The following is a 21,745-nucleotide window of genomic DNA, read 5'->3' as shown; positions in this document are numbered from 1 at the left end:
ATTCCGGCGTGGGTCCCGGAATCCTTCACTCACACAGCCACACAATTAGCTGTTACTGTAGCATGCCAGCAGGCGATACAACAACAAAACAAACAAGTGACTTGCATATGGTTTCGGGAAAAAAACTACGCCTTTTGAGAAATAATCTCCTTAATGTCGCCAATAATTTTATTGGCCAAGTGGTCGGCAGTGGCGTTCGATTCCGATTCGGCGTAGATGCGGATAATCGGCTCGGTATTCGATTTGCGTAGGTGTACCCACTCTTTATCAAACTCGATTTTCACTCCGTCAATCGTGTTGATAGGATGCTTGGCGTAACGCTCCTGCATCTGCACCAGCACTTGGTCGGTATCGATATCAGGCGTTAGCTCGATCTTATTTTTCGAAATGAAGTAATTGGGATAAGACGCCCGCAGCCGGGTCATCGTCATTTCTGTTTTAGCCAAGTGCGTCAGGAAAAGCGCAATGCCTACCAACGCGTCGCGGCCGTAGTGCAGTTCGGGAAGGATGATACCTCCGTTGCCTTCGCCGCCAATCAGCGCGTTGGTTTCCTTCATCTTGTTCACCACGTTCACCTCACCTACGGCAGCAGCGGCATAGGTACCACCGTGCTTCTCGGTCACATCGCGCAGGGCACGGGTGCTGCTCAGATTGCTCACCGTATTGCCACCACCATTTTCTTTCAGCAAATAATCGGCTACGGCAACTAGCGTATATTCTTCGCCAAACATCTCGCCGTTTTCGCACACCAGTGCTAGCCGGTCTACATCGGGGTCAACTACAATGCCCAGGTCGAAGCCACCACGCGACAGCACTTTGGCTATATCACGCAGGTTTTCAGGTAGGGGCTCTGGGTTGTGCGCAAAATCGCCGGTAGGTTCGCAGAATAGCTTTTCTACTTTCTCTACCCCCAGCGCTTCCAGCAGTTGCGGCACGGCAATACCGCCCGTTGAGTTCACGGCATCTACTACCACCCGGAAGTTTTTCGCACGGATTGCTTCTACGTCTACCTGCGGCAGAGCCAGTACGGCATCAATGTGCGTTTGCAGGAAGGTATCGTCGGTGCTGTAGTTACCAAGTTTAGTGACAGGCGCAAAGTCAAACGCTTCCATGTCGGCTAGGGCCAATACCTGCTGCCCTTCTGTATCCGAAATGAATTCGCCTTTTTGATTTAATAGCTTCAGCGCATTCCACTGCTTAGGGTTATGCGAAGCGGTGAGAATGATACCGCCTCCAGCTTGTTTGGCCGGCACAGCCATTTCAACGGTAGGCGTTGTGCTCAGCCCCAGATCTAATACATCAATACCCAGTCCTTGGAGAGTAGCAGCTACCAGTTTACTCACTATATCGCCTGACAAGCGAGCATCGCGGCCAATTACAATAGTAGTCTGAGAAGAGTTAGCCAGCATCCAGGTGCCAAAAGCGGCGGCGTATTTCACTACGTCAATGGGTGTCAAGCCTTCACCGGGAGCACCGCCAATAGTGCCGCGAATGCCTGAAATAGATTTGATAAGTGCCACGAGTACGGGTTCGTTTTTAAAGTGCGCAAAAGTAGAAAATAGTGGCTGCTTTCCCTAAAGTACTTGAGTGATGTGCCAGGTTGCATTCGGCGTAATCAGCACATACAAATAGAGTCGCCGTCTACCCCTTATACGGCAACGAAGCAGAATGTCTTTGTATATTTGGCTGAATGGATACTACTTCTTCCTCTGCTCGTGCGGCCCAACTAGCTGCTTTCGGCCGTTTGCTCGATGTGCTTGACCGCTTGCGTGCCGAGTGCCCGTGGGACCGTAAGCAAACGATGCAAACGCTACGGCACCTAACAATAGAAGAAACTTACGAGCTGAGCGACGCCATTCTACGCAACGACCTCCCCGACGTGCGCAAAGAGTTAGGCGACGTCATGCTTCACTTACTCTTTTATGCCAAAATAGCTTCCGAAACGGGTCAGTTTGACATTGCTGATGTCCTGAATGCCCAATGCGAAAAACTTATTTTCCGTCATCCGCATATCTATGGTGACACTAAGGCCGACACGGAGGAGGACGTGAAGCGCAACTGGGAGCAGCTGAAATTGAAGGAAAAAGGCAATACGTCGGTACTAGGCGGCGTTCCCGTATCTCTTCCTGCTTTGGTAAAGGCCATGCGCATCCAAGAAAAAGCGCGCGGCGCTGGCTTCGACTGGGAGCGGCCTGAGCAGGTTTGGGAGAAGGTTCAGGAAGAATTGCGGGAGTTCGGCGAAGAATATTCGGCCATTGACACCATGGATACAGCTCGCCAGGAGCGTGCTGCTCAAGAGTTTGGCGACCTACTGTTCTCCTTGGTCAACTTTGCCCGCTTCGCCGGCATAAACCCTGAAGAGGCTCTTGAACGTACCAACCGGAAATTCATCCAGCGCTTCCAGTTTCTGGAATCGGCGGCAGCCCACGATGGGCATCAGCTAGCTGATTTGACCCTACCTGAAATGGACGTGTATTGGGAGACAGCTAAAAAAGCTCTATCTTTTGCTGCTGATTCCGCAAACCAGGAATAGATTTTTTTAAGCCTCAAGCCTTTTCAGACCGTTTAAACGCATTTTTCTTTTGGCTACCTATTCCTTTTTCATTAGGTTTGCCAAGGCTATGTTGCCCTTGTAAGAAGGAAACTACGTGCGAATAACAGCTCTGCTTCTTTCCGTCAATTTTTGAGCCAACACTTAGATGAACGACACTTTTAACTATATTTTTTTTAACTGACCCAAACGTTTTACATTTTCAACCTTTCACCAACCTCCCCTAATTTTCCGGAACAATGGAACAAAAGAATGCCACGAACAAGAACGTGCGGCCTGCCGCTCCCGCTGCCCCCAAGGGTGAAGCAAAAGGCGGCTCTGCGTTCGCCGCCATCGTTATTCCGCTGGCTTTTGTAGTTGCTGTCATTATTTACAAATTCGTCTTCGGTAACCCGTCCAACTTCCAAGGCGGCAACAACGAGAACCTACCCTTGCCCGGTAACTACATGGGCACCATATACGCCGGTGGTATTATTGTACCGGTGCTGCTGACGCTGCTCATCTTGGTTATCACCTTCTCGATTGAGCGTTTCCTGACCATTGGCAAAGCCAAAGGCTCCAAGAGCATCGAAAGCTTTGTGCGTTCGATCCGCCAGAAGCTGAACGTGAATGACATCGCAGGTGCTATTGCCGTGTGCGACCAGCAGAAAGGCTCGGTAGCGAACGTAGTGAAGTCGGGCTTGCTGAAGTACCAGGAAATGGCCCGCGAGCGTGGCATGGACAAAGACCAGAAAATCCTGTCGATTCAGAAAGAAATCGAAGAATCGACGGCTCTGGAACTGCCTATGCTGGAGAAAAACCTGGTTATCATCTCGACCATTGCTTCGGTTGCTACCCTGGTAGGTCTGCTCGGTACGGTATTCGGTATGATTCGCGCTTTCTCGGCTCTGGCTAACGCTGGTGCTCCTGACACCGCTGCTCTCTCGACGGGTATCTCGGAAGCCTTGATCAACACGGCGCTGGGTATCGGTACCTCGGCTCTGGCCATCATTGCCTACAACTACTTCACTAGCCAAATCGACGTTCTTACCTACAGCATCGACGAAGCAGGCTTTAGCATTATTCAAACGTTTGCTTCGCAACACGGCGAAACGGAAACTTATCCTGCTTAAGTTGCGGTTTACGTACTAAAGCATAGTTTCTTAACGTTTTGAATTTTGCTAACTAACACTTTCAGCAATGCCTAAAGTAAAACCTCACAGAACGTCCCCCTCGTTGGATATGACTCCGATGGTGGACTTGGCATTCCTGCTGGTGACTTTCTTCATGCTCACGGCTAAGTTTGCGCCGCAAGAAGACGTAGTAGTAGATACTCCTGCTTCCATCTCCGAGATTCGTTTGCCCGAGAGCCATGTAATGGTTATCTCCATTGACAAGGACAAGCGCGTATTTTTCGGGTTAGATGATGCGAAGGTGAAAGAGGATCTGTTGGCTACCGTAGGTGCGAAGTACAGCGTGGGTTTCACGGCAGAGCAAGCTAAACGCTTCACTGGTTTGGCGAGCTTCGGAGTACCTGTGCAGCAATTGCCTGGTCTGCTGAACCTCTCCAGTGAGGAGCGTCAGAAGGCATCGCAGCCCGGTGTTCCCATTGACTCGGTTAATAACCAGCTAATTGAATGGGTGACTGCTGCGCAGCGGGCTGAGTACAAAGCTTTTAACAAGCCCGCTTATATCGCCATTCGTGGCGATGGTGCTGCCGACGTACCCACCGTATTGAAAGTCATTAAGCTTCTGCAGGATAAGGATATCAACACTTTCAATCTGATTACCGACTTGGAAGGTAAGCCGGTAGCTGGAAACTAACCGACCTTAGAAACATGGCAGAAATACAACAAAAAGCCGACTCCGGTGGCGGAGGTAAGAAGCGGGCCAAAAAAATGTCGACTAAAATCGATATGACCCCTATGGTAGATTTGGCCTTCCTGCTACTTACCTTCTTCATGCTCACCTCTACGTTCAGCAAGCCTACCGTCATGGAGCTGAACATGCCTGCAAAGATCAGAGATGAGCGAGAGAAAACGGAACTGAAAGCGTCCAATGCTTTCACTGTTCTTCTCGGTGGGGACAACAAGATCTACTATTATGATGGCCTGCTAGATAACAATGTGAAGCCGGACTTGAAGTCTTCGGATTTCAGTGCTGATGGCATCCGCAAGGTATTGTTCGAGCGTAAGCAGCGTAATCCGAATGTAGTAGTGATGATTAAGCCAGATGATACCTCCACGTATAAAAACATGGTGGATATTCTGGATGAAATGAACATCACGGGACAGAAAAAATATGCTCTGATGGAGATTTCGACGAATGATCAGGACTTAATTAAAGGCTCAGGGCTATGATGGATAACGCACAACTGGCCAAGGCTTCTCTCAACGACATCGTTTTTGAGGGTCGCAACAAGGCTTATGGAGCCTATGTGCTCCGCGGCTTGTATAACAAGCACGTTACCCGGGCGCTGTTGATTGCCGTTGCTTTCTTTGCTTTTGCCGTGAGTATTCCGACAATTGCGAATCTGCTAAAGCCTGAAGAGGAAGTAGTGGAAGCACCGAAAAATCTACAGACCGTAGAGTTGATGGCGCCGCCACCACTTAATCCGGCTACACCGCCACCGCCACCGCCACCACCGCCACCACCTCAGGCACCACCACCACCGCCACCAGTCGTTTCGACGATCAAGTTTACGCCTCCCGTGGTAAAACGCGACGAGGAAGTACGCAAGGTGGAAGAAGTGCCAGACGTTGATAAGCTGTCGACGACGACCATTTCGACGGAAACGGTCAAAGGCACCACAGACGTACCGCCACCACCAGACCTGAACGGTATTGAAGGTGGAACTGGCAAAGAGCCAGTTAAAGAGGTGATTGATACCAAGGTGTACAACTACGTGGAGCAGATGCCAGAGCCTCCAGGCGGTATGGGCGCTCTGCTGCAATACATCGGGAAAAACATTAAGTATCCCGCTATGGCATTGCGCAACCAGGTAGAAGGCAAAGTATTCGTGAACTTCGTAGTAGGTCCGGACGGCTCTATCTCTGGGGTTAAAATCCAAAAAGGTATTGGTGCCGGTTGCGACGAAGAAGCAATGCGGGTTATCAAAGGCCTACCGAAATGGACTCCAGGTAAGCAGAACGGTCGGAACGTAAGCGTATCGTTTACTGTACCAGTAACCTTCGCTATCAAGTAAGCTTCAACAGCTTCAGGTAGAAATAGAAAACCCGAACTGAGCATTGCTCGGTTCGGGTTTTCTATTTCTACCTGAAGCTGTTTTGACAATCTGTACAAATTCCTTTTGTATGTTACTCTTTCAAAAAAATGCAAAGCTTATATATACAATTTCTCAGATAGCTACCGTTGAAGAGATGAAAGCAGAGCACTACTAGCAATTGGCTGTAACCTGCTTGGGTAATGCGCATTACGGACACGGTTTTCACTATTTAACCCCTCTGCCCATGAATACCCTACACCTCCCTACCGCTACCCTCGATGATATTGTCTTCGAAGGGCGTAACAAAGCTTATGGTGCTTTTGTGCTTCGGCGGCTGTATCATCAGCACCTGACGCGGGCCGCTCTTATTGCCTTCTCACTGTTTTTATTGCTGGTGAGCGTTCCGCTACTAGTAAATAAGATATGGCCCACCACCATTGCGACTATCCTCCCCCCTGCCCTGGAGGATGGAGGGCTGAAACTAGTAGATGTGGTTTTGCCACCGCCAGCAGAGCAGATTGAAGCAACGGTAGCGCCTCCTGCGCCGGTAGTAGTAACACCTATACAAGAAGAGGTACCTACCCACGTGGTGCCCGACGAACAGGCGAAAATAGAGTCTGTAAAGGCAACGCCGCCTACTACGCTTAACGACGGTATACTTGGTGATGTTGAACGTGTAGGTGAAATAGGGGGTAGTGCCGCAGGTAAGATAGGAGCTACTGGTAACGCTACTACTGGCGTCAGCGACTCCGGCACCACCGTGGCCGCACCACCGGCCCAACCGTTTATACACGCGGAGGTAATGCCTGAATTTGCTGGTGGGCCTGATGCTTTGCGGAAGTTTATGCAGAAGAATCTGCATTACCCTACCCAAGCGTTATCAAACAATGTTGCCGGCAAGGTGTACGTATCGTTTGTGGTGAATACGGATGGTTCTATCACGAACGTAGAGATTGTGAAAGGCCTAGGCTACGGAACAGACGAGGAGGCGATGCGCGTCATACGCAAGATGCCAGCCTGGACGCCCGGCCGTCAGAACAGGCATACAGTACCCGTGCGGTATACCATGCCCATTACTTTTCGATACGAGTAATCATATTTTCCTATATACTAGCGGTCAGAAACAGTCAACGGGGTTTCCGTTGACTGTTTTTTAGTTTTAGTTGCCGTTCCCAAAAGGAGCTGACGCGCACAAAACGAACAAAATCTCTTCTTTTTAACGTTAAAAAATAAAACCTTCTTTCGCTTATATCTTTTAAACATGCATCGCCCTACCACGGAAGAGCGGCTGGGCCGCTCCACTTCTTCGTCTTCTCTCACCCGATACTTTTTATTGCTCATGGCCGTTATTTACTTCGGCCTTGGTGTTTACTTGGTTGCAGCACCCAATGGCGCCTTCAATCTGCCATTAGGACCGCGCCGAATATTGGGGGGAGTATTCATATTTTACGGAATTATTAGATTTGTCCGGATTTATCGTCAGCACTTTCAAAAAACCTATGATAATGATGCGCGCTAGCCGTTGGGTGCTGGGGGGAATAGTAGCTCTGGCTGGTTTGGCAGCGAGTTGCAACCGACCTAATGAGAAGGGCGAACTGGAGGTGAACGATACGCCTACCTCTGGCAAGCTCACCATTAGTGTAGATGAAACGTTTCAGCCTATTATGAAGGCCGAGACCGACACGTTTCAGGAACTCTACCAGTATGCTAAAATTACCTCGAGCTATAAGCCTGAGCAAGATGCAGTAGAGGACCTGCTAGCTAACCGCTCGCGGGTGATAGTACTATCGCGTGAACTGACAGCCGACGAGCGTGCTACCTTGAATAAAGACAAGATCGTTCCGGAGGTTGTACGGGTAGGAACCGATGGCTTGGCCATTATTCTGCACCCATCTAACCCAGATACGCTGCTGACCATGGATCAGCTGCGGGACATATTCACGGGCAAAACCACACGTTGGGACCAGATAAGCGGTAAAAAAACGTTGAGTGATATCAACGTGGTTTTTGATGCTAACCGCTCGAGTACCACCCGCTTTGTACAGGATTCCATAACCCGCGGCGCGGCACTGACTTCGAAGATTTATGCTTCTAAATCGAACCCTGCCCTGATTGACTACGTTGCTAGTCATCCAAACGCAATCGGCGTAATAGGCGCTAATTGGATCAGCGACCGGGATGATAAAACTGTAGAAAACTTTTTAGATAAGATTCGAGTAGCCGCCATCGCCCCCAAAGCGTCGGCCAACCCAGATGACTATCTTCAGCCCTACCAAGCTTACTTAGCACTGAAAACGTATCCGCTGCGCCGCAATTTGTATGTTATCAGCCGCGATGCCCGCACAGGCCTAGGCAAAGGCTTGGTTGCTTTTGTAGCAGGTTCTAAAGGTCAGCTCATTATCTTGAAATCAGGATTAGTGCCGGCCATTGGACAAACTCGAATTGTAAATACCGCAGCTCAATAGCTGCGTATCCTTCGCCCTTTCACCAAATTTTTGATTTATGACTCTCAAGCCCTGGAAGCTTTCTCTTCTCGCTGCTTTGTCGGTATATGGCTCTTCTGCTGTTGCCCAAAATGTGCAGAGCGCGCAGAAAGCCATTGAACTTGAGCGCTACGGACAGGCTCGTGCCGATCTGTTGCGCCAGCCACAGTCTCCTGAAGCAAATTACGAGCTTGGTCGTTTGTACCAGTTCCGCGATATGCCAGACTCGGCGGCTTATTATTTCAACAAAGGCGCCAACGACCCCAAATCTGCACTATCGATGGTAGCTGCTGGTCGGGCCGCATTGGCACAAGGCAAGACCACGGAAGCGGAGGCGCGTTTCGACGAAGCCGTTAAGAAAACCAAGGGCAAGGATGCTGATATCCTCACCAAAATTGCCCAGGCCTACGCTGAGTCGGACGAGAAGAACATCACCAAGGCGCTGACTTATGTGGAAGCTGCGCACAAAGCCAACAAAGAAAAGGATACGCCCGCGTTGATGGTAGCCCGTGGTGATATCTACCTGAAAACGGCTGAAGGTGGTGGTAACGCATCGGGTAGCTATGCTCGTGCGCTTCTAGCCGACCCTAACAACGTACAGGCTTACTACCGTCAAGGTCAGTTGAACGTACGCGCCCGGAACTATAACGAAGCCCGTACGGCCTTCGAAAAGGCTATCAGCCTCGATCCGAACTACGCTCCTGCTTACCGCGATCTGGCCGAGACGTATTATTACGCTGGTCAGTATGATCTGGCTTTGCAGACGTTCCAGAAGTATATCGATCGGGCTGAGCGGACGCCTCAAACTAACGCAACGTATGCTGCTTTCTTGTTTCTGACCAAGAAGTATCCGGAAACCGTTACGGAAGCCCAGAAAGTATTGGCGGTTGACCCCAAGAATGTGGCTATGAACCGCCTAGTTGCTTACTCGCTCTACGAGGATAAGAAGAACGAGGAGGCCATGGCAGCAATGCAGAAATACATGTCGCTGGTGCCGGCTAACAAGCTGATTGCTGATGACTATGTATATCTGGGCAAAATGCAGGTAGCCGCAAATAAATTTGATGAGGGTATTGCCTCCATCAAAAAGGGTATCGAAATGGACCCTCAGAAAGCCGGTGACCTACAAAATGACTTGGCCCAGGCCTACCTGACCAAGAAGGATTACCCCATGGCAGTGGCTACCTATAAGACCAAAATTGCTAACCAAATTAAGGCAAATGGTAGCGCTGAGCTAACGGACCAAATCCGTTTGGCTAATGCATATGAGTACAACAAGCAGTATGCAGAAGCTGATAGCCTCTACGCTGGCGTGCTAACTGCCCGCCCTGAGTATGCTGCTGGATATTTGATGCGGGCTCGCGTGAACTCTAACCTTGACCCTAACTCCACAGAAGGTAAGGCCAAGCCGCATTACGAGAAGTTCTTGGAGATGATGAAGGCAAATCCTGAAGATGCTGCTCGTTACAAGAACGAAGTGTTGACGGCGAACAAATATCTGGGTTATTATTACTACCAGAAGGGCGACAAAGCCGCTTCCCTACCATACTGGCAGGCAGCTCTAGCCATCGACCCGAACGACAACCAAGCCAAGACTGCTGTAAACAGCATCTCGGGCGCTAAGACTGCTCGTAAATAGCATACAGGTTGTAGTACAAAACAGCCCGCTGTCAAAAATGACAGCGGGCTGTTTTGCTTTAATACCAAGTTGTCTATTCTTCGGTAACGTACTCTTCCCACGCGGCCAGCACATTAGCAAAATCGGTAGGCAACTCTACTTCAAACTGCATGGGAGCTCCTGAAACGGGATGCACAAAACCCAGTGATTTAGCGTGTAAAGCCTGCCGTGGCATCAAGGTGAAAGCCTTTTCGACAAACGCTTTATATGCCCCTGTACGTTGGCCGTAGAGCACCTTATCACCGCCGTAGGTGGCATCTGAAAACAGCGGGTGACCAATATGTTTCATATGCGCTCGAATCTGGTGCGTGCGGCCTGTTTCGAGGTTGCATTGCAGCAGGGCTACGTGTCGGTAAGTGCGCAATACCTTATAATGCGTCACGGCATGTTTGCCTTGGTCGCCGTCGGGGTACACAGCCTGCACCTTGCGGTCTTTCAGGCTGCGGCCTATATGTCCCGTAATCGTTCCTTCTGGCTCTTTAGGTATACCCCACACCAACGCCAAATACGTGCGCTCGATGGTATGGTGAAAGAATTGCTGCGACAAGTGTGTCATGGCCCATTCAGACTTACCAACCACTAGCAACCCGGATGTATCCTTATCGATGCGATGCACTAAGCCCGGTCGGATTTCGCCGTTGCGCCCAGTAGGTAAGTTGTGCAGATGGTAGGCCAAGCCATTGACTAGCGTTCCGTTCCAATTACCGAAAGCTGGGTGCACCACCATCCCGGCTGGCTTGTTTACCAATAGTAGCGACTCATCCTCGTAGCGAATATCCAGCTCCATGGACTCGGGCACCACCTTGAACTCGCGAGGCGGTTCGGGGAGCGTCACAGTCACCACATCTAGCGGTTTTACGCGATAATTGGCTTTGGCCGGCTTGTCATTCACCTGCACTGCTTCTGCCTTAATCGCATTCTGAATGCGGGTACGCGACGTGCTGGGTAGGCGATTGAGCAGAAACTTATCTAGCCGCAACAGCTCCTGCCCTTTGTCGGCCCGGATGCGGTGGTGTTCGTAAAGTTCATCTCCACCTTCGTCCTCATCAGGCGGAATAGGTAGGGCATCGTCAGGCAATGGTAGCATAACACAAAGGTAGGGCCCTACAATAGAAAAGCCGGAACCTGTGGGTTCCGGCTTTTCTATTGTAATATGGGTAGGCTAACTATTTCTTCTTTTTGCCCGAAGAGGCAGGCGTTGCAGCAGGCTTAGACGCAGCGGGTGCTGGGGTAGCGGCTGCGGTAGGTGCAGCGCCCGGAGCAGGCGGCGTGATGCCCATTTTCTTCAACACCAAATCCGAGATATTACCTTCTTCAGGACCATGCAACAGTACAGGGCTGTCGCCGTCTGAGTTCAGCACATAAGTGTAACCGCTTTCTTTAGCGACATCGTCGATAGCCTTTTGCAGCTTGTCGAGAGCAGGCTTTAGCAAGGTTTGCTGACGCTGCTGCAAGCTCTGATCGGCATTGCGCTGAAACTCTTGGATAGACTGCTGTATATTTTGCAGCTCTTTTTCTTTGTCAGCACGCACCACATCAGACATAGCGCTAGCACCTTTCTGATACGCCTCTCCTTTCGTTTGATACTCAGTGTATTTCGTTTTCAACTGCGCTTCCAATTGCGAGCTGTAAGTCTTCAGCTGTGACTCAATCTGCTTGCTTTCGGGCATCTGGGCTAGCACATACGATACACTGGTGTAGCCGATCTTTAGCGGGGCCTGAGCCAACGCGGAAGTAGCCGTAGCAAAAGTGAGCACAACGGCAGCCAGGGCGAGGCGGATTTTGTTCATGGTGATCATTAAAAGGGAAAATTCAGTGATTGAGTAGGGCAAAGGTAAGGATTTCAATTTTTTAGCTACGGTCGGCGTGTTGGCACAGTCCGGGTAGGAGCTGCTTGTGGTGTACCAGGCTCGGCATCGGCGCTATTAGCAGGCGTTTGCGGTGGCTCTACGGTACGCGTAGCGCCCGACTGCGCTGGCTGATTGCGGTCCGCAGAAGCCAAACCCAATTCCTCCAAAACAAATTCCGTATAGTCGTGCACCGGATTGGTATATAGCATGGTTAGGTCACCGGATTTGTCGAAGATAATAGCCAGCTGCTTTTTCTTCGCCACTTTTTCCACCGCCTCAAACACTTGGTCCTGCACGGGGCGAGTTAGCTCCTGCCGCTTTTTGAACAGTTGGCCCTCGTAACCAAATATCTTATTTTGGTAAGCCCGAACGTCCTGCTCCTTTTTAGTAATCTCGTCTTGACGCTTCTTCTTCTGCGTTTCCGTTAGTAGAACTTCTTCGGCGCGGTACGTGCGATACATCTTATCCAAGTCCTGCTTCTGCACTTCGATATCCTTCTGCCAATTCTGTGATAAGGTGTTTAGTTCCTGCTGCGCCTGGGCATAAGCCGGCATCTTACCCATTACAAATTCTGAGTCGACGTAGCCAAACTTTTGCGCCAGTGCGGTCGGCGCCAATAGTATCACCAGCGTCAGCACCGACAAACTATACCGAAGTGCTTTCATGCGAACTAAGATGATTAACGAATCTGCTGACCAATGATGAAGTGGAAGCGGCCCTTCGGACCTGTGCCAGGATTCGTTACAGTAGCTGGTACCGTATCGAAGCCGTAGCCATAGTCAAACCCAAGCAAGCCAAACGCCGACATGAATACGCGGGCGCCTATGCCCGCCGAACGATACAGCTTGTAAGGGTTGTACTGCGAATAGGTGTTGAACGCATTGCCAGCCTCTGCAAAGCCCAGAACATAAACCGTAGCGGCCGGGTTCAACGACACAGGGTAACGCATTTCCATCACAAACTTATTGTAGGCAATACCGCCGTTATCTGCCGTTTGTGCGGTCGGAATGGCTTCCTGATCATTCGGGTCGGCGTAGCCGCGCAAACCGATGTATTCAGTACCTACAATGAAGTTGGAAGCACCACCGTAGCCCAGACCCGATCCACCCAGTTTGAAGCGCTCAAACGGCCCCAACGTACGGTTGCCATTATAAGCCCCCAAGAAACCGAAGTGGGCGCGGGAGTTCAGTACCAACTTGCCTACCAGCGGCGTGAACCACGAGGCATCGAACATCCACTTATGGTATTCTAGCCACTGCGTGGAGTTAGGATGAGCTCCTGGGAATAACGAGTAAGGCGGTGTCAGCGACAACGACAACGACAGCGAAGAGCCCCGACGGGTAAAGGTAGGATTGTCGATGCTGTTACGAGCCAATGTAGTATTGAACACAAAGTTGTTTGCGTCGCCTGTGGTTAGCTCCGACACCGCGCTGTTCCGGATGTTCAGCGGATAGTTCTGAAACTTATACTGCGTTATCGATACCGAATTGCTGAGCGTGAAGTAATCATCGGGGAAACGAAGGCGCCGGCCTAGGGCCACAGTTGCGCTGTTCGATTTGATGAACTGCCCGGTCGTAGGGTCGAAGCTGGTTCCGAAGCGCGAAATCGTTTTGTTCAAACTAAAGGAGAACGAATTGGGCTTGCGGCCACCTAGCCACGGCTCTGTAAAGGAGAACGAGTAAGCTTGATATTGCAAACCGTTGGCTTGCACATTCAGAGCCAAACGCTGTCCGTCACCAGCAGGCACAGGGCGCCAGTTGCTAAGCGTACCAGCTTTGCGGAGCGAGAAGTTGTTGAAGACTAAACCTACCGTACCGATGAAGCCTGCATAACCACCCCAGCCACCCGAAAGCGTAATCTGGTCGGAAGGTTTCTCTTCCACCGTATAGTTAATGTCTACAGTACCATCAGCTTGGTTTGGCACAGGGTTCATCCCTACCTTCTCCGGGTCGAAATAACCCAGGCCCGACAGGCGCTGTTGCGTACGAATCAGCAACTCCCGATTGAACTTGTCGCCCGGCAGCGTCTGAATCTCGCGCCGAATTACGTGGTCACTGGTTTTGGTATTACCGGCAATATTGATATCCTTCACCCGAGCCTGCACACCCTCATTGATGCGCATCTCAATATCAATTGAATCGCCTTCCACCTTGGTTTCTACCGGTTCAATTTGGAAGAACAGGTAGCCATCGTTCATATAGAGCGACGTGATATCCTGACCAGTCGGGTTGTAGTTCAGACGTTTGTCCAGCGTTTCTTTGCTATACGCGCTACCTTCTTTGATACCTAACACTGAGGCTAAGGTCTTGTCGTCGTAGAGATAGTTACCGCTCCACGTGATATTACGGAAGTAGTATTTTGGTCCTTCATCCACCGTAATGCGCAGCGCCAGACCATCATCTTTGCGGATTAGCGTGTCCGAAACGATGATAGCATCACGGTATCCCTGAGCATTGTAAAAGTCGAGCAGTTTTTGCTTGTCCTCCTCATATTCAGCTCGCTGAAATTTTCCGGAGGTCAGCAGCTTATACGGCTTCTTCTCTTTAGTCTTCTTGAGCTTGCCTTTCAGCTTCCTATCGGAAAAGGCCTTATTGCCTTCAAAGGCAATATCACGCACCCGGATCTTGTCGCCTTTATCTACATTAATCACCAGCACAACGCTGTTCGACAGGGCCGAATCGGGCCGCTGCGTGATGTTCACTTTCACATCGAGGAAGCTCTTGTTGGTGTAGAACTTCTTTACCTGCGTGCGCGTGTTATTGAGCAAGGCATCCGTTACTACCTTACCCCGAATCAGCTTGATTTTATTCTTTAGCTCATCTGCTTGGCCTTTGCTGATACCTGTGAATTCAAAGCGCGACAAACGCGGCCGCTCCTTCAGGTTGAAATCCAGGAAGATTTTGTTCCCCTGAATTTTCGTGGTTGATACGCTCACGTCGCCCAAAATGCCCTGGTCCCACAGCTTACGAATAGCCTTACCGATTTCTTCACCAGGAATAGAAATTGGGTCACCAATTTTTAAACCTGTTAGCGCAATCAGCGTATTGTTATCCAGGTAGCGTGCACCGCTTACTGTAATGCCGCCTAGCACGTAGTGTTCTGCCCCATCGTTAGGAGGTGCAGTTTGTGCCTGCGTAGGAGCGCTGCTTATGGCACCGCCGAGTAACACTAATAGCGCAGCTAGCCAGCGAAGCTGGTTGAAAAAAGAGGTCATTCGAAGAAATTACGAAACGGTTAACTGCTCACTGGTTTTTCCAAAACGCCGTTCCCGGCGCTGATATTCGCGGATGGCTTCATAAAAATGTTCCCTCCGAAAGTCTGGCCAGAGCAAATCAGTTATATATAATTCAGTATAAGCAAGTTGCCAGAGCAAAAAGTTACTGATACGCTGCTCACCACTCGTCCTGATCAATAATTCCGGATCAGGCATTGCAGCCGTGCTGAGGTAACCAGCAATAGTGTGCTCTGTTACCTCATCTGCTCGCAGCTTGCCGGCTGCTACATCCGCACCCAAACGGCGTGTAGCCTGTACCAAATCCCACCGGCCACTGTAGCTCAGCGCCAGTACCAATGTGGTACGTTCCCCTTTTTGCGTTAGCTCAATAGCTTCTGCTAATTCTCTTTGGCAGCTGACAGGCAAGCTGTCCAACTGACCAATTGCTTGTAATTTTACCCCGTTTTTCAACAGGATAGGTGTTTCTTGCCGTATAGTATGCACCAGCAACTGCATCAGTGCCGTGACTTCGTGCGCCGGGCGTGCCCAGTTTTCAGTGGAAAACGCATAAAGGGTCAGGAATCGTATGCCCAGCTCTGCGGCGGCTTCCACCGTTTCGCGCACAGCCGTAATGGCGCTTTGATGCCCAAAGATGCGTAAGCCACCTTTTTTCTTGGCCCAGCGGCCATTGCCATCCATGATAACGGCAACGTGCGCAGGTAATTTCTGAAGGTCAATTTCGGACCGAGCGGCCATTGTTGTTCTTTGCGTATAGGAGGCTGCAAGTTACGCAAATGGTTGCATACCCTCCCCTCACAATTGGCTGCTCAGTTCTGTCCGCTAATTATTTCTTTATTGTCCTTCAGGACAGCGGATTTTGTAGAAGGTGTAAGAGATACTAATACCGTTGTAAAAATACCAATCTTGCGTGTGTCTGTTAATCAATAAGTCGCGCTCAGAACTTGTATTGAGCTGCGTATTTTTTGTGCTTAAATGGTCAAGATTATCAGTAAAAGTCTTGCGGGCACCAACCTCCGCCCCAAGGTTACAGCGCGGCGAAATAGCATACTTTACTCCTACCCCCGCTGGGATAGCAAAGCCCAGCATTGCTCCACTCCTATCAATTACTCCTGCCAACGATGCATTGGCTGTACTGACGCGCGTATTGGCGTAAAATCCAGCTATGCCCGCAAATACATAGGGGGTAAAATGTATTTTATCTTTTCGGTCGTGATAATCGAAGAAATTATATTCTATCACAGCAGATGCCTCCAGCAGTCCACCTTTTAGCCCAGCCTGCCGGTAGGCAGGCAAAGGGAGTGGTGCATCATTATCGCCTTTTTGGTTGATATCGTCGGCACGCAGCATACCATAGGTAAGCCCCCCACGTAATGTAACGGGGTTTGTAATATCCTTCCGGTAAAAGGCAGTCACGGCTGGCCGATTATTGCGAAACTGGTACGATGGTGCTATTTCACCGCGATACACAGCACCACCAACGCCAATACCTAATTCACTGGTATTTTGAGCTGCGGCGGTGCCGGCAAAAAAAACGCTCCCCGCCGGTATACCACAGGCAAGGAGCGTTTTGAAGAGTTGCGATTTAAACATTAGACAGGCTATGGTCGAGGGTAGCCAGCCTACGTTACATAGGCTAGCGGAATTTGGGGTTCTTTACGCGGGGAGCAAGAATGTAGTTGACGGTAACCCCTAAAGTAGTATACCAGTCGTTGCCATCCTTACCACGACGCTGGCCAGCCTCGGTAAAGCTAGGGAAATCACTCGTGTTGTTGCGCACGCTATTTGTAATATCATGGCCAAAGTACTGAGCAGCACCAGGAGCCAATGTACTGCGCTCTACAAACGTACCGCTTACATCATCTAAGTAGTCGGTGAAGGTTTTACGGGTGATTAGCTCTAGACCGATGTCGAAGCTTTTATTTATCCGGTAACGAACACCTCCACCAAATGGTATAGCAAACTGTGTTAAGCTGTAATCTACCCCTTCTGTTTGCAAAGGCTGTAACTGCACGTAGTCACCATCGGCATCGGCACCCTTAGGGTTATGATGAAATACGGCAATACCGGCCGTGAGGTAAGGCACAAAGTCGGGACGCTTGAGGTAATTGTTACGGTTTTCGATTAAGTCGAATACCGCCATACCAGACAACTCCACAATATCGTTACGGAAGTTCATATTCCGATTGTAGCGATAACGCGAGTCTGCGCCGTTTGGATCAGCTGCCTTCGCGTCATCACCGGAAATACGACCATAGTTCAACGCCACCTTAGCAGAAATGCGTGGAGCGAAACGGTGCATATAATATACCCCTATGTTTGGGCGTGTAGCGGCAACACGGAAGCTGGGCAAACTAGTCTTCGGTACAATGTCACCAAAGTAGTTCATTGCATTTAGGCTTACCCCAATGGAGCTATATTGCTTCCGCTTGCTGAACTGTTGCGCGTTGGCCTGCGTAGCTACCAGCCCCATAAGCAGTAGTGAAGCCAGCGTGTGAGTGAAAATTTGCTTCATAAGTAAGCGGAAGTTATGATATGCAGGTCCAGAAGAAATGTGACAAAACCATTATGGCGTAGTCTTAACTAACGACAAAAGTAGAGGTTACGAAGAACTTAAAAAACAAAAATAATTATTTATCAATGTTTCAGACTGGAATACCGGCCGGGTTACGACGATCTAGTCCCCAATTCAGTTTACTACGCAAGGTGCTCAAAAAGTTAACGTGGTTTAGCTTCACCAAATGCGCATTGAAGGTTTCTCGACGTACGGCTATCTGAATGCCGGCATCGACGGTGACAGAGCGCGAGTCCAGCGAGAGCAGAAAATTATTGCTACGTCCTTCTATCTCAAAAGAAATTACGCTCTCATCGGGCACGATGAGTGGCCGAACATTCAAGTTGTGCGGACATACGGGAGCGATAACAAAATTGTTTGTTTGCGGAAGCATTACCGGGCCGCCACAGCTCAGCGAATATCCCGTAGAGCCGGTTGGAGTCGACACAATTAGGCCATCAGCCCAATATGAATTTAAGTATTCGCCGTCTATGTACGTGTGTACCACAATCATGGACGAAGTGTCGCGCTTCAAGATCGAAAATTCGTTCAGCCCAAAATTAATGCCACTAAAGACTTCGGGGTCAGTGTCTACTCGGATAAGGCTGCGCTCTTCAATGATAAAATGACCTTTAAACAATGCATCTAACGCCTGCGCAATACGCTCGGGATTGATAGTTGCCAGAAATCCTAACCGTCCGGTATTGATACCTAGGATAGGGATTTCCAGGCTACCCACGTAGGTTACCGTGTCTAGAAGAGTACCATCACCACCTATGCTGAGCACAAATTGTACGTCTTGCAAAGAGTCGCCACGCTGAAAGCACGTTATGTTACCGGGGAGCTCCAGATGCTCGCGCAGGTAATCACAGAACCGGGTTTCGACCAGCACGTCGGCCTGCCGATCGGCCAAATCGTTGAGTAACGCCTGTAAATACGGTGCGGCTTCGTTGCTGAATGATTTACCCAGGATAGCAATTTTCATAGGTAACGCTTTTGAATGAACATCCTTCCCGAGCTTCTCTAGATAGGGAAAGATGTACGGAAGAAAAAGCCGGTTTCACCCCGACCATTAAGGGCATATTCCGCTGTGAATACCCAATCGTAGTACGTAACCAGGTGCAGTCCAACACCCGCTGACGCCAGTAGTTGATTAGATAACCGATTCTGGAAACGCTCTGCTACGGCAGAGCGTCCTACTACGTAGCCGGCGTCGGTAAAGGTATTCAAATAAAAAACCAGCGGGATGCTGTTGACCTTTGGATTACCAATACTATTGAGTTGCAGACGGCCCAGATCGAGCAAACGGTACGATAGGCCTTGCCGGGCCAAGCCATAGTAACGCCCATCTACCACGTACGCATCGTAGCCCCGCACCAAGGCCTCGTAGCCGAACGCGTGATTGTCGGGGTAGGCAATGCGCTGAGCGAATCGGGCCCGCGCCTGTACGCCTACGCTGTAGTAGAATCCACGGCCTAGCGCCAGGTAGCGAGCATACGTGCCGTACAGGGTAGTAATGCCAGGACTACCCGTACGCAAAAAAACCCGCTGGCTAGCTACTACCTGCATGAAGCGACCGGTGAGGGGGTAAGCAAAAGTATTGCGCTGATTCAGAGTAGTGCTAAACGTGAAATCGAGATAGTCGCGGCGGTTATTGCCCAGGTAATAGTTGGGGTTGAGTTGCGTAATCTCCGGTGCCACGCGCTCGTGGTGGTAGGAAACATCGAAAGCTGACAGGCGCTGCACGGTATGACGCCAGCGCAATCCGGCCAGGAAATACTGCCGTTGCAAGGCAAACCCATCGTCGGTGCGGTAGTTTACGAGGCGGTCCTGCACGGTTGCATAGTCCAAGGCGCGACTTTGATAGTAGGAGGCCGCCAGGCCCAAGCCCAGACGGCGGCGCCTTCCATAGCCTGGCGCCTCGTAGAAGATTTCGTACTTGCGGTTGAAGCCCAGTTGCAGGTTGGCAATGAGCTGTTCGTTGCGGCCTCGAAAGTTATTGCGAGTGAGGTGAATACCGTAGTCTACCCGACGCCAGCGGTCGGGGCGGTTGGCCCAGGATCGGAAGTTGCGGTCGGCCAACGAGAAGATGGGTACGGGGAAGGTGTACCAGCGTTCCTGTACTCCAAATAGCACCGTTATGCTGCCATCGCGGCACACCATCTGCAAGGCTACTTCATGAAAGAGCTGTAAGTTGTAGATGCGGCGACGGTTGGCCTCCAGGCGCTTACCCAACCCAATCACATTCAACGAGTCGCCTTCCCGAAAGTCTAGTTCGGCACGGAGAATTCGCTCTTTGGTTTTGACATTGCCTACAAACAGTACCTGGTCTACCTTTACCCGCGTGTATCCAGGGCACTGTGCCCGCAGCGTGCTATCACTACCTATAGCGGCCCGCGTGGTATCGGGGAGGGAGATGGCGGAAGCTGGTGCTGGCAGCCAGCTCAACAGTAGGGACAGTAAACAGGCCAGCAACTTTTGTTGAAATAAAGCGTCGGAGGAATGCTAGAAAGCTAGCAGCGCCGGGACTGCTGGAAGCGACTCCACATCAATAATCAGGCCGCCGGATGCTCACAAATGGCAACGCAATCTATTGCCTTTTCACAGCCTGACTCTGTTCTAACTACAAACTCAGATATTTCAACAGCGCATCATAACGCTCCTGATCTTCCGGTACCGCATCTTCGGCACCACTGAATTGCGCCGTGATGACAAAGCCAAACCGCTCCAGCGTAGCCACGATGCGCTGTATCTGCGGCGTATTGAGCCTCAGGGTCAGTTGAATCTTGTAGCTATCCTGCTCATCTTGGGCCACGTGGGCGCTGAGAATCTTGGCATTATTCTCCTCCACGTAGCGACTGATCTGCGACAAAGAGTAGTCGCGCTCATTCATCGACAGAATTAGAATACCGCCACGGCCAGCTATGTCAGGGCTCTGCCCGAAGGCAGCCAGCACGTCGCTGATGGTGACAACGCCTATATAGTTACGCTGGTCGTCGAGCACGGGCACCAGCTGAATTTTATGTTGTACGGCTGCTTCCATGATGTTGTAGAAATGCTGATGACGCTGCACGTAGGCCGTGGCGTAGCCCAAAGGTAGGGTAGCCAGCTGGTGCGTCGGGTGCTCGTAATTGGTAACGTCGATATCAGTGACCAAGCCCACATACTGGCGGCCATCCAGCACGGGCAGTTGGCTTACGTGGAATTCTTCCAACCACTTGGCAGCTTTCCCAGCGGTGTCCGACACCTTGAGCGGCGGAATCATTTGATTTACTAAGTCTTCGGCTATCATCGAAAGCATCGGCAGGAAGAACTAATCAGAGGTAGGGAAAGCAACGCGGACAGTAAACGAAACGGCCGGGCATTCTCTTGTTTTTGAAGCCCGGCCGTTCGTTTTGGTATAATACGTAATTAATCGACAGGTTGGGGTTGGGTGCGGTGGAGAAATTGGTGGAGCAGCTGATTGAAGGCCACAGGGCGCTCCATCATAGGGGCGTGGCCGCAGTGGTCGAGGAAGCGCAGCTCTGCCTGAGGTAGCAGTCGGTAGAACTCGTGCGCCACCACAGGCGGCGTAATCGTATCATTCAACCCCCATACTAACAGCACGGGCACCTGAATGTTGTGCAATTCCTTGCTAAGGTTGTGGCGCTGCGCCGACCGTGCAATGCTGATGATGCGCAAGCATTTGGCATTGGAGTTCGTGACGTTGAATACCTCATCTACCAACTCTTTGGTGGCAATTTGAGGGTCGTAGAACGTGTAAGCCACCCGCTGCTGCACAAAATCATAGTTGCCGCGCTTGGGAAAAGAGCTACCCATCGAATCTTCGAATAGGCCGCTGCTCCCCGTGAGCACCAGGCGCCCTACGTGGGCAGGATTGTGCAGCGTGTAGACCAGTGCCACGTGTCCGCCCAAGGAATTGCCCAGCACCACCATCGGCTCGGTCAGGCCCAGCTCGGCAAGGAAATCTTCTACAAAATTTACCAAGCCCGGCACGCCTGCTTTCAGCAGCGGCATGTCGTAGATGGGAAGCAGGGGAATGATGACGCGGTACTCGCCGCGGAAGCTGTCTACCACATCGTGCCAGTTGCTGAGCGCGCCAAACAAACCGTGCAGCAATAGTAGCACCTCGCCACTGCCTTCATCAATGTATTGAAAATGATTACGTTCCTTGATCTGCAACTCCATCGTC

Annotated in this window: 20 protein-coding genes; 8 read left to right on the top strand and 12 right to left on the bottom strand. The window is 50.7% G+C overall.

Annotation, left to right across the window (positions count from 1 at the left end; translation table 11 throughout):
• Positions 1-125: 125 nt before the first annotated feature.
• On the bottom strand, positions 126-1,520 hold the full coding sequence (glmM, locus tag F1C16_RS19760) for a phosphoglucosamine mutase (RefSeq protein WP_185282307.1): 1,395 nt from the start codon (positions 1,518-1,520) through the stop codon (positions 126-128).
• Between the two features lie 170 nt (positions 1,521-1,690).
• Here glmM and mazG point away from each other — a divergent pair, with 170 nt between their 5' ends.
• From mazG to F1C16_RS19720, 8 genes are all read left to right on the top strand, one after another.
• Entirely contained in the window at positions 1,691-2,533 is an 843-nt protein-coding gene (gene mazG, locus F1C16_RS19755) for a nucleoside triphosphate pyrophosphohydrolase (RefSeq protein WP_185282306.1), read from the top strand.
• Between the two features lie 257 nt (positions 2,534-2,790).
• The gene (locus F1C16_RS19750; protein ID WP_185282305.1) at positions 2,791-3,663 is read left to right on the top strand and encodes a MotA/TolQ/ExbB proton channel family protein; all 873 of its coding nucleotides are present in this window, start codon (positions 2,791-2,793) and stop codon (positions 3,661-3,663) included.
• A gap of 67 nt (positions 3,664-3,730) precedes the next feature.
• Positions 3,731-4,354 (top strand): biopolymer transporter ExbD, encoded by a 624-nt coding sequence (locus F1C16_RS19745; RefSeq protein ID WP_185282304.1) that lies wholly within the window; start codon positions 3,731-3,733, stop codon positions 4,352-4,354.
• A gap of 14 nt (positions 4,355-4,368) precedes the next feature.
• Positions 4,369-4,890 (top strand): biopolymer transporter ExbD, encoded by a 522-nt coding sequence (locus F1C16_RS19740; protein WP_185282303.1) that lies wholly within the window; start codon positions 4,369-4,371, stop codon positions 4,888-4,890.
• Positions 4,887-5,735 carry an energy transducer TonB gene (locus F1C16_RS19735; protein ID WP_243900176.1) on the top strand — a complete coding sequence of 283 codons (849 nt, stop codon included), beginning with the start codon at positions 4,887-4,889 and terminating at the stop codon, positions 5,733-5,735. The genes F1C16_RS19740 and F1C16_RS19735 overlap by 4 nt, the downstream gene beginning before the upstream one ends.
• A 265-nt stretch (positions 5,736-6,000) precedes the next feature.
• Complete coding sequence (locus F1C16_RS19730; protein ID WP_185282302.1) at positions 6,001-6,849, top strand: energy transducer TonB; 849 nt, start codon at positions 6,001-6,003, stop codon at positions 6,847-6,849.
• A gap of 370 nt (positions 6,850-7,219) precedes the next feature.
• Positions 7,220-8,221 carry a PstS family phosphate ABC transporter substrate-binding protein gene (locus F1C16_RS19725; RefSeq protein ID WP_258048974.1) on the top strand — a complete coding sequence of 334 codons (1,002 nt, stop codon included), beginning with the start codon at positions 7,220-7,222 and terminating at the stop codon, positions 8,219-8,221.
• Between the two features lie 37 nt (positions 8,222-8,258).
• A complete protein-coding gene (locus tag F1C16_RS19720) occupies positions 8,259-9,878 on the top strand; it encodes a tetratricopeptide repeat protein (RefSeq protein ID WP_185282301.1) in 1,620 nt (539 codons plus the stop codon).
• A 73-nt stretch (positions 9,879-9,951) separates the two neighbouring features.
• Here F1C16_RS19720 and F1C16_RS19715 read toward each other — a convergent pair whose 3' ends face one another.
• The 11 genes from F1C16_RS19715 to F1C16_RS19665 form a co-directional block, all read right to left on the bottom strand.
• Positions 9,952-11,004 carry an RluA family pseudouridine synthase gene (locus F1C16_RS19715; protein ID WP_185282300.1) on the bottom strand — a complete coding sequence of 351 codons (1,053 nt, stop codon included), beginning with the start codon at positions 11,002-11,004 and terminating at the stop codon, positions 9,952-9,954.
• 79 nt (positions 11,005-11,083) lie between these two features.
• Complete coding sequence (locus F1C16_RS19710; RefSeq protein WP_185282299.1) at positions 11,084-11,707, bottom strand: OmpH family outer membrane protein; 624 nt, start codon at positions 11,705-11,707, stop codon at positions 11,084-11,086.
• A gap of 65 nt (positions 11,708-11,772) precedes the next feature.
• Positions 11,773-12,432: an OmpH family outer membrane protein gene (locus F1C16_RS19705; protein WP_185282298.1), complete on the bottom strand. Its 660-nt coding sequence runs from the start codon at positions 12,430-12,432 to the stop codon at positions 11,773-11,775.
• 14 nt (positions 12,433-12,446) lie between these two features.
• Positions 12,447-14,981 carry an outer membrane protein assembly factor BamA gene (bamA, locus tag F1C16_RS19700; protein ID WP_185282297.1) on the bottom strand — a complete coding sequence of 845 codons (2,535 nt, stop codon included), beginning with the start codon at positions 14,979-14,981 and terminating at the stop codon, positions 12,447-12,449.
• A 9-nt stretch (positions 14,982-14,990) separates the two neighbouring features.
• Positions 14,991-15,737: an isoprenyl transferase gene (locus F1C16_RS19695; protein WP_185282296.1), complete on the bottom strand. Its 747-nt coding sequence runs from the start codon at positions 15,735-15,737 to the stop codon at positions 14,991-14,993.
• Positions 15,738-15,833: 96 nt separating this feature from the next.
• Positions 15,834-16,592: a DUF6089 family protein gene (locus F1C16_RS19690; RefSeq protein WP_185282295.1), complete on the bottom strand. Its 759-nt coding sequence runs from the start codon at positions 16,590-16,592 to the stop codon at positions 15,834-15,836.
• 43 nt (positions 16,593-16,635) lie between these two features.
• Positions 16,636-17,514, bottom strand: a complete 879-nt coding sequence (locus F1C16_RS19685; RefSeq protein WP_185282294.1) for a DUF6089 family protein — start codon at positions 17,512-17,514, stop codon at positions 16,636-16,638.
• Between the two features lie 130 nt (positions 17,515-17,644).
• A complete protein-coding gene (locus tag F1C16_RS19680; protein WP_185282293.1) occupies positions 17,645-18,538 on the bottom strand; it encodes an NAD kinase in 894 nt (297 codons plus the stop codon).
• Between the two features lie 38 nt (positions 18,539-18,576).
• Positions 18,577-20,028: a POTRA domain-containing protein gene (locus tag F1C16_RS19675; RefSeq protein ID WP_185282292.1), complete on the bottom strand. Its 1,452-nt coding sequence runs from the start codon at positions 20,026-20,028 to the stop codon at positions 18,577-18,579.
• A gap of 148 nt (positions 20,029-20,176) precedes the next feature.
• Positions 20,177-20,854: a CBS domain-containing protein gene (locus F1C16_RS19670; RefSeq protein ID WP_185282291.1), complete on the bottom strand. Its 678-nt coding sequence runs from the start codon at positions 20,852-20,854 to the stop codon at positions 20,177-20,179.
• Positions 20,855-20,964: 110 nt separating this feature from the next.
• Positions 20,965-21,741: an alpha/beta fold hydrolase gene (locus F1C16_RS19665; RefSeq protein WP_185282290.1), complete on the bottom strand. Its 777-nt coding sequence runs from the start codon at positions 21,739-21,741 to the stop codon at positions 20,965-20,967.
• Positions 21,742-21,745 lie beyond the last annotated feature (4 nt).

This window comes from Hymenobacter sp. NBH84 (assembly GCF_014217645.1).
Taxonomy (GTDB): Bacteria; Bacteroidota; Bacteroidia; order Cytophagales; family Hymenobacteraceae; genus Hymenobacter; species Hymenobacter profundi.
Note: the sequence above shows the minus strand (reverse complement) of the source record. Positions and strands in the feature narration are given on the sequence as shown.

Coding starts and splice junctions, on each gene's coding strand:
- mazG (WP_185282306.1), top strand. CDS start 1,691: ATGGATACTACTTCTTCCTCTGCTCGTGCGGCCCAACTAGCTGCTTTC.
- F1C16_RS19750 (WP_185282305.1), top strand. CDS start 2,791: ATGGAACAAAAGAATGCCACGAACAAGAACGTGCGGCCTGCCGCTCCC.
- F1C16_RS19745 (WP_185282304.1), top strand. CDS start 3,731: ATGCCTAAAGTAAAACCTCACAGAACGTCCCCCTCGTTGGATATGACT.
- F1C16_RS19740 (WP_185282303.1), top strand. CDS start 4,369: ATGGCAGAAATACAACAAAAAGCCGACTCCGGTGGCGGAGGTAAGAAG.
- F1C16_RS19735 (WP_243900176.1), top strand. CDS start 4,887: ATGATGGATAACGCACAACTGGCCAAGGCTTCTCTCAACGACATCGTT.
- F1C16_RS19730 (WP_185282302.1), top strand. CDS start 6,001: ATGAATACCCTACACCTCCCTACCGCTACCCTCGATGATATTGTCTTC.
- F1C16_RS19720 (WP_185282301.1), top strand. CDS start 8,259: ATGACTCTCAAGCCCTGGAAGCTTTCTCTTCTCGCTGCTTTGTCGGTA.
- F1C16_RS19715 (WP_185282300.1), bottom strand. CDS start 11,004: ATGCTACCATTGCCTGACGATGCCCTACCTATTCCGCCTGATGAGGAC.
- F1C16_RS19710 (WP_185282299.1), bottom strand. CDS start 11,707: ATGAACAAAATCCGCCTCGCCCTGGCTGCCGTTGTGCTCACTTTTGCT.
- F1C16_RS19705 (WP_185282298.1), bottom strand. CDS start 12,432: ATGAAAGCACTTCGGTATAGTTTGTCGGTGCTGACGCTGGTGATACTA.
- bamA (WP_185282297.1), bottom strand. CDS start 14,981: ATGACCTCTTTTTTCAACCAGCTTCGCTGGCTAGCTGCGCTATTAGTG.
- F1C16_RS19695 (WP_185282296.1), bottom strand. CDS start 15,737: ATGGCCGCTCGGTCCGAAATTGACCTTCAGAAATTACCTGCGCACGTT.
- F1C16_RS19690 (WP_185282295.1), bottom strand. CDS start 16,592: ATGTTTAAATCGCAACTCTTCAAAACGCTCCTTGCCTGTGGTATACCG.
- F1C16_RS19685 (WP_185282294.1), bottom strand. CDS start 17,514: ATGAAGCAAATTTTCACTCACACGCTGGCTTCACTACTGCTTATGGGG.
- F1C16_RS19680 (WP_185282293.1), bottom strand. CDS start 18,538: ATGAAAATTGCTATCCTGGGTAAATCATTCAGCAACGAAGCCGCACCG.
- F1C16_RS19670 (WP_185282291.1), bottom strand. CDS start 20,854: ATGCTTTCGATGATAGCCGAAGACTTAGTAAATCAAATGATTCCGCCG.
- F1C16_RS19665 (WP_185282290.1), bottom strand. CDS start 21,741: ATGGAGTTGCAGATCAAGGAACGTAATCATTTTCAATACATTGATGAA.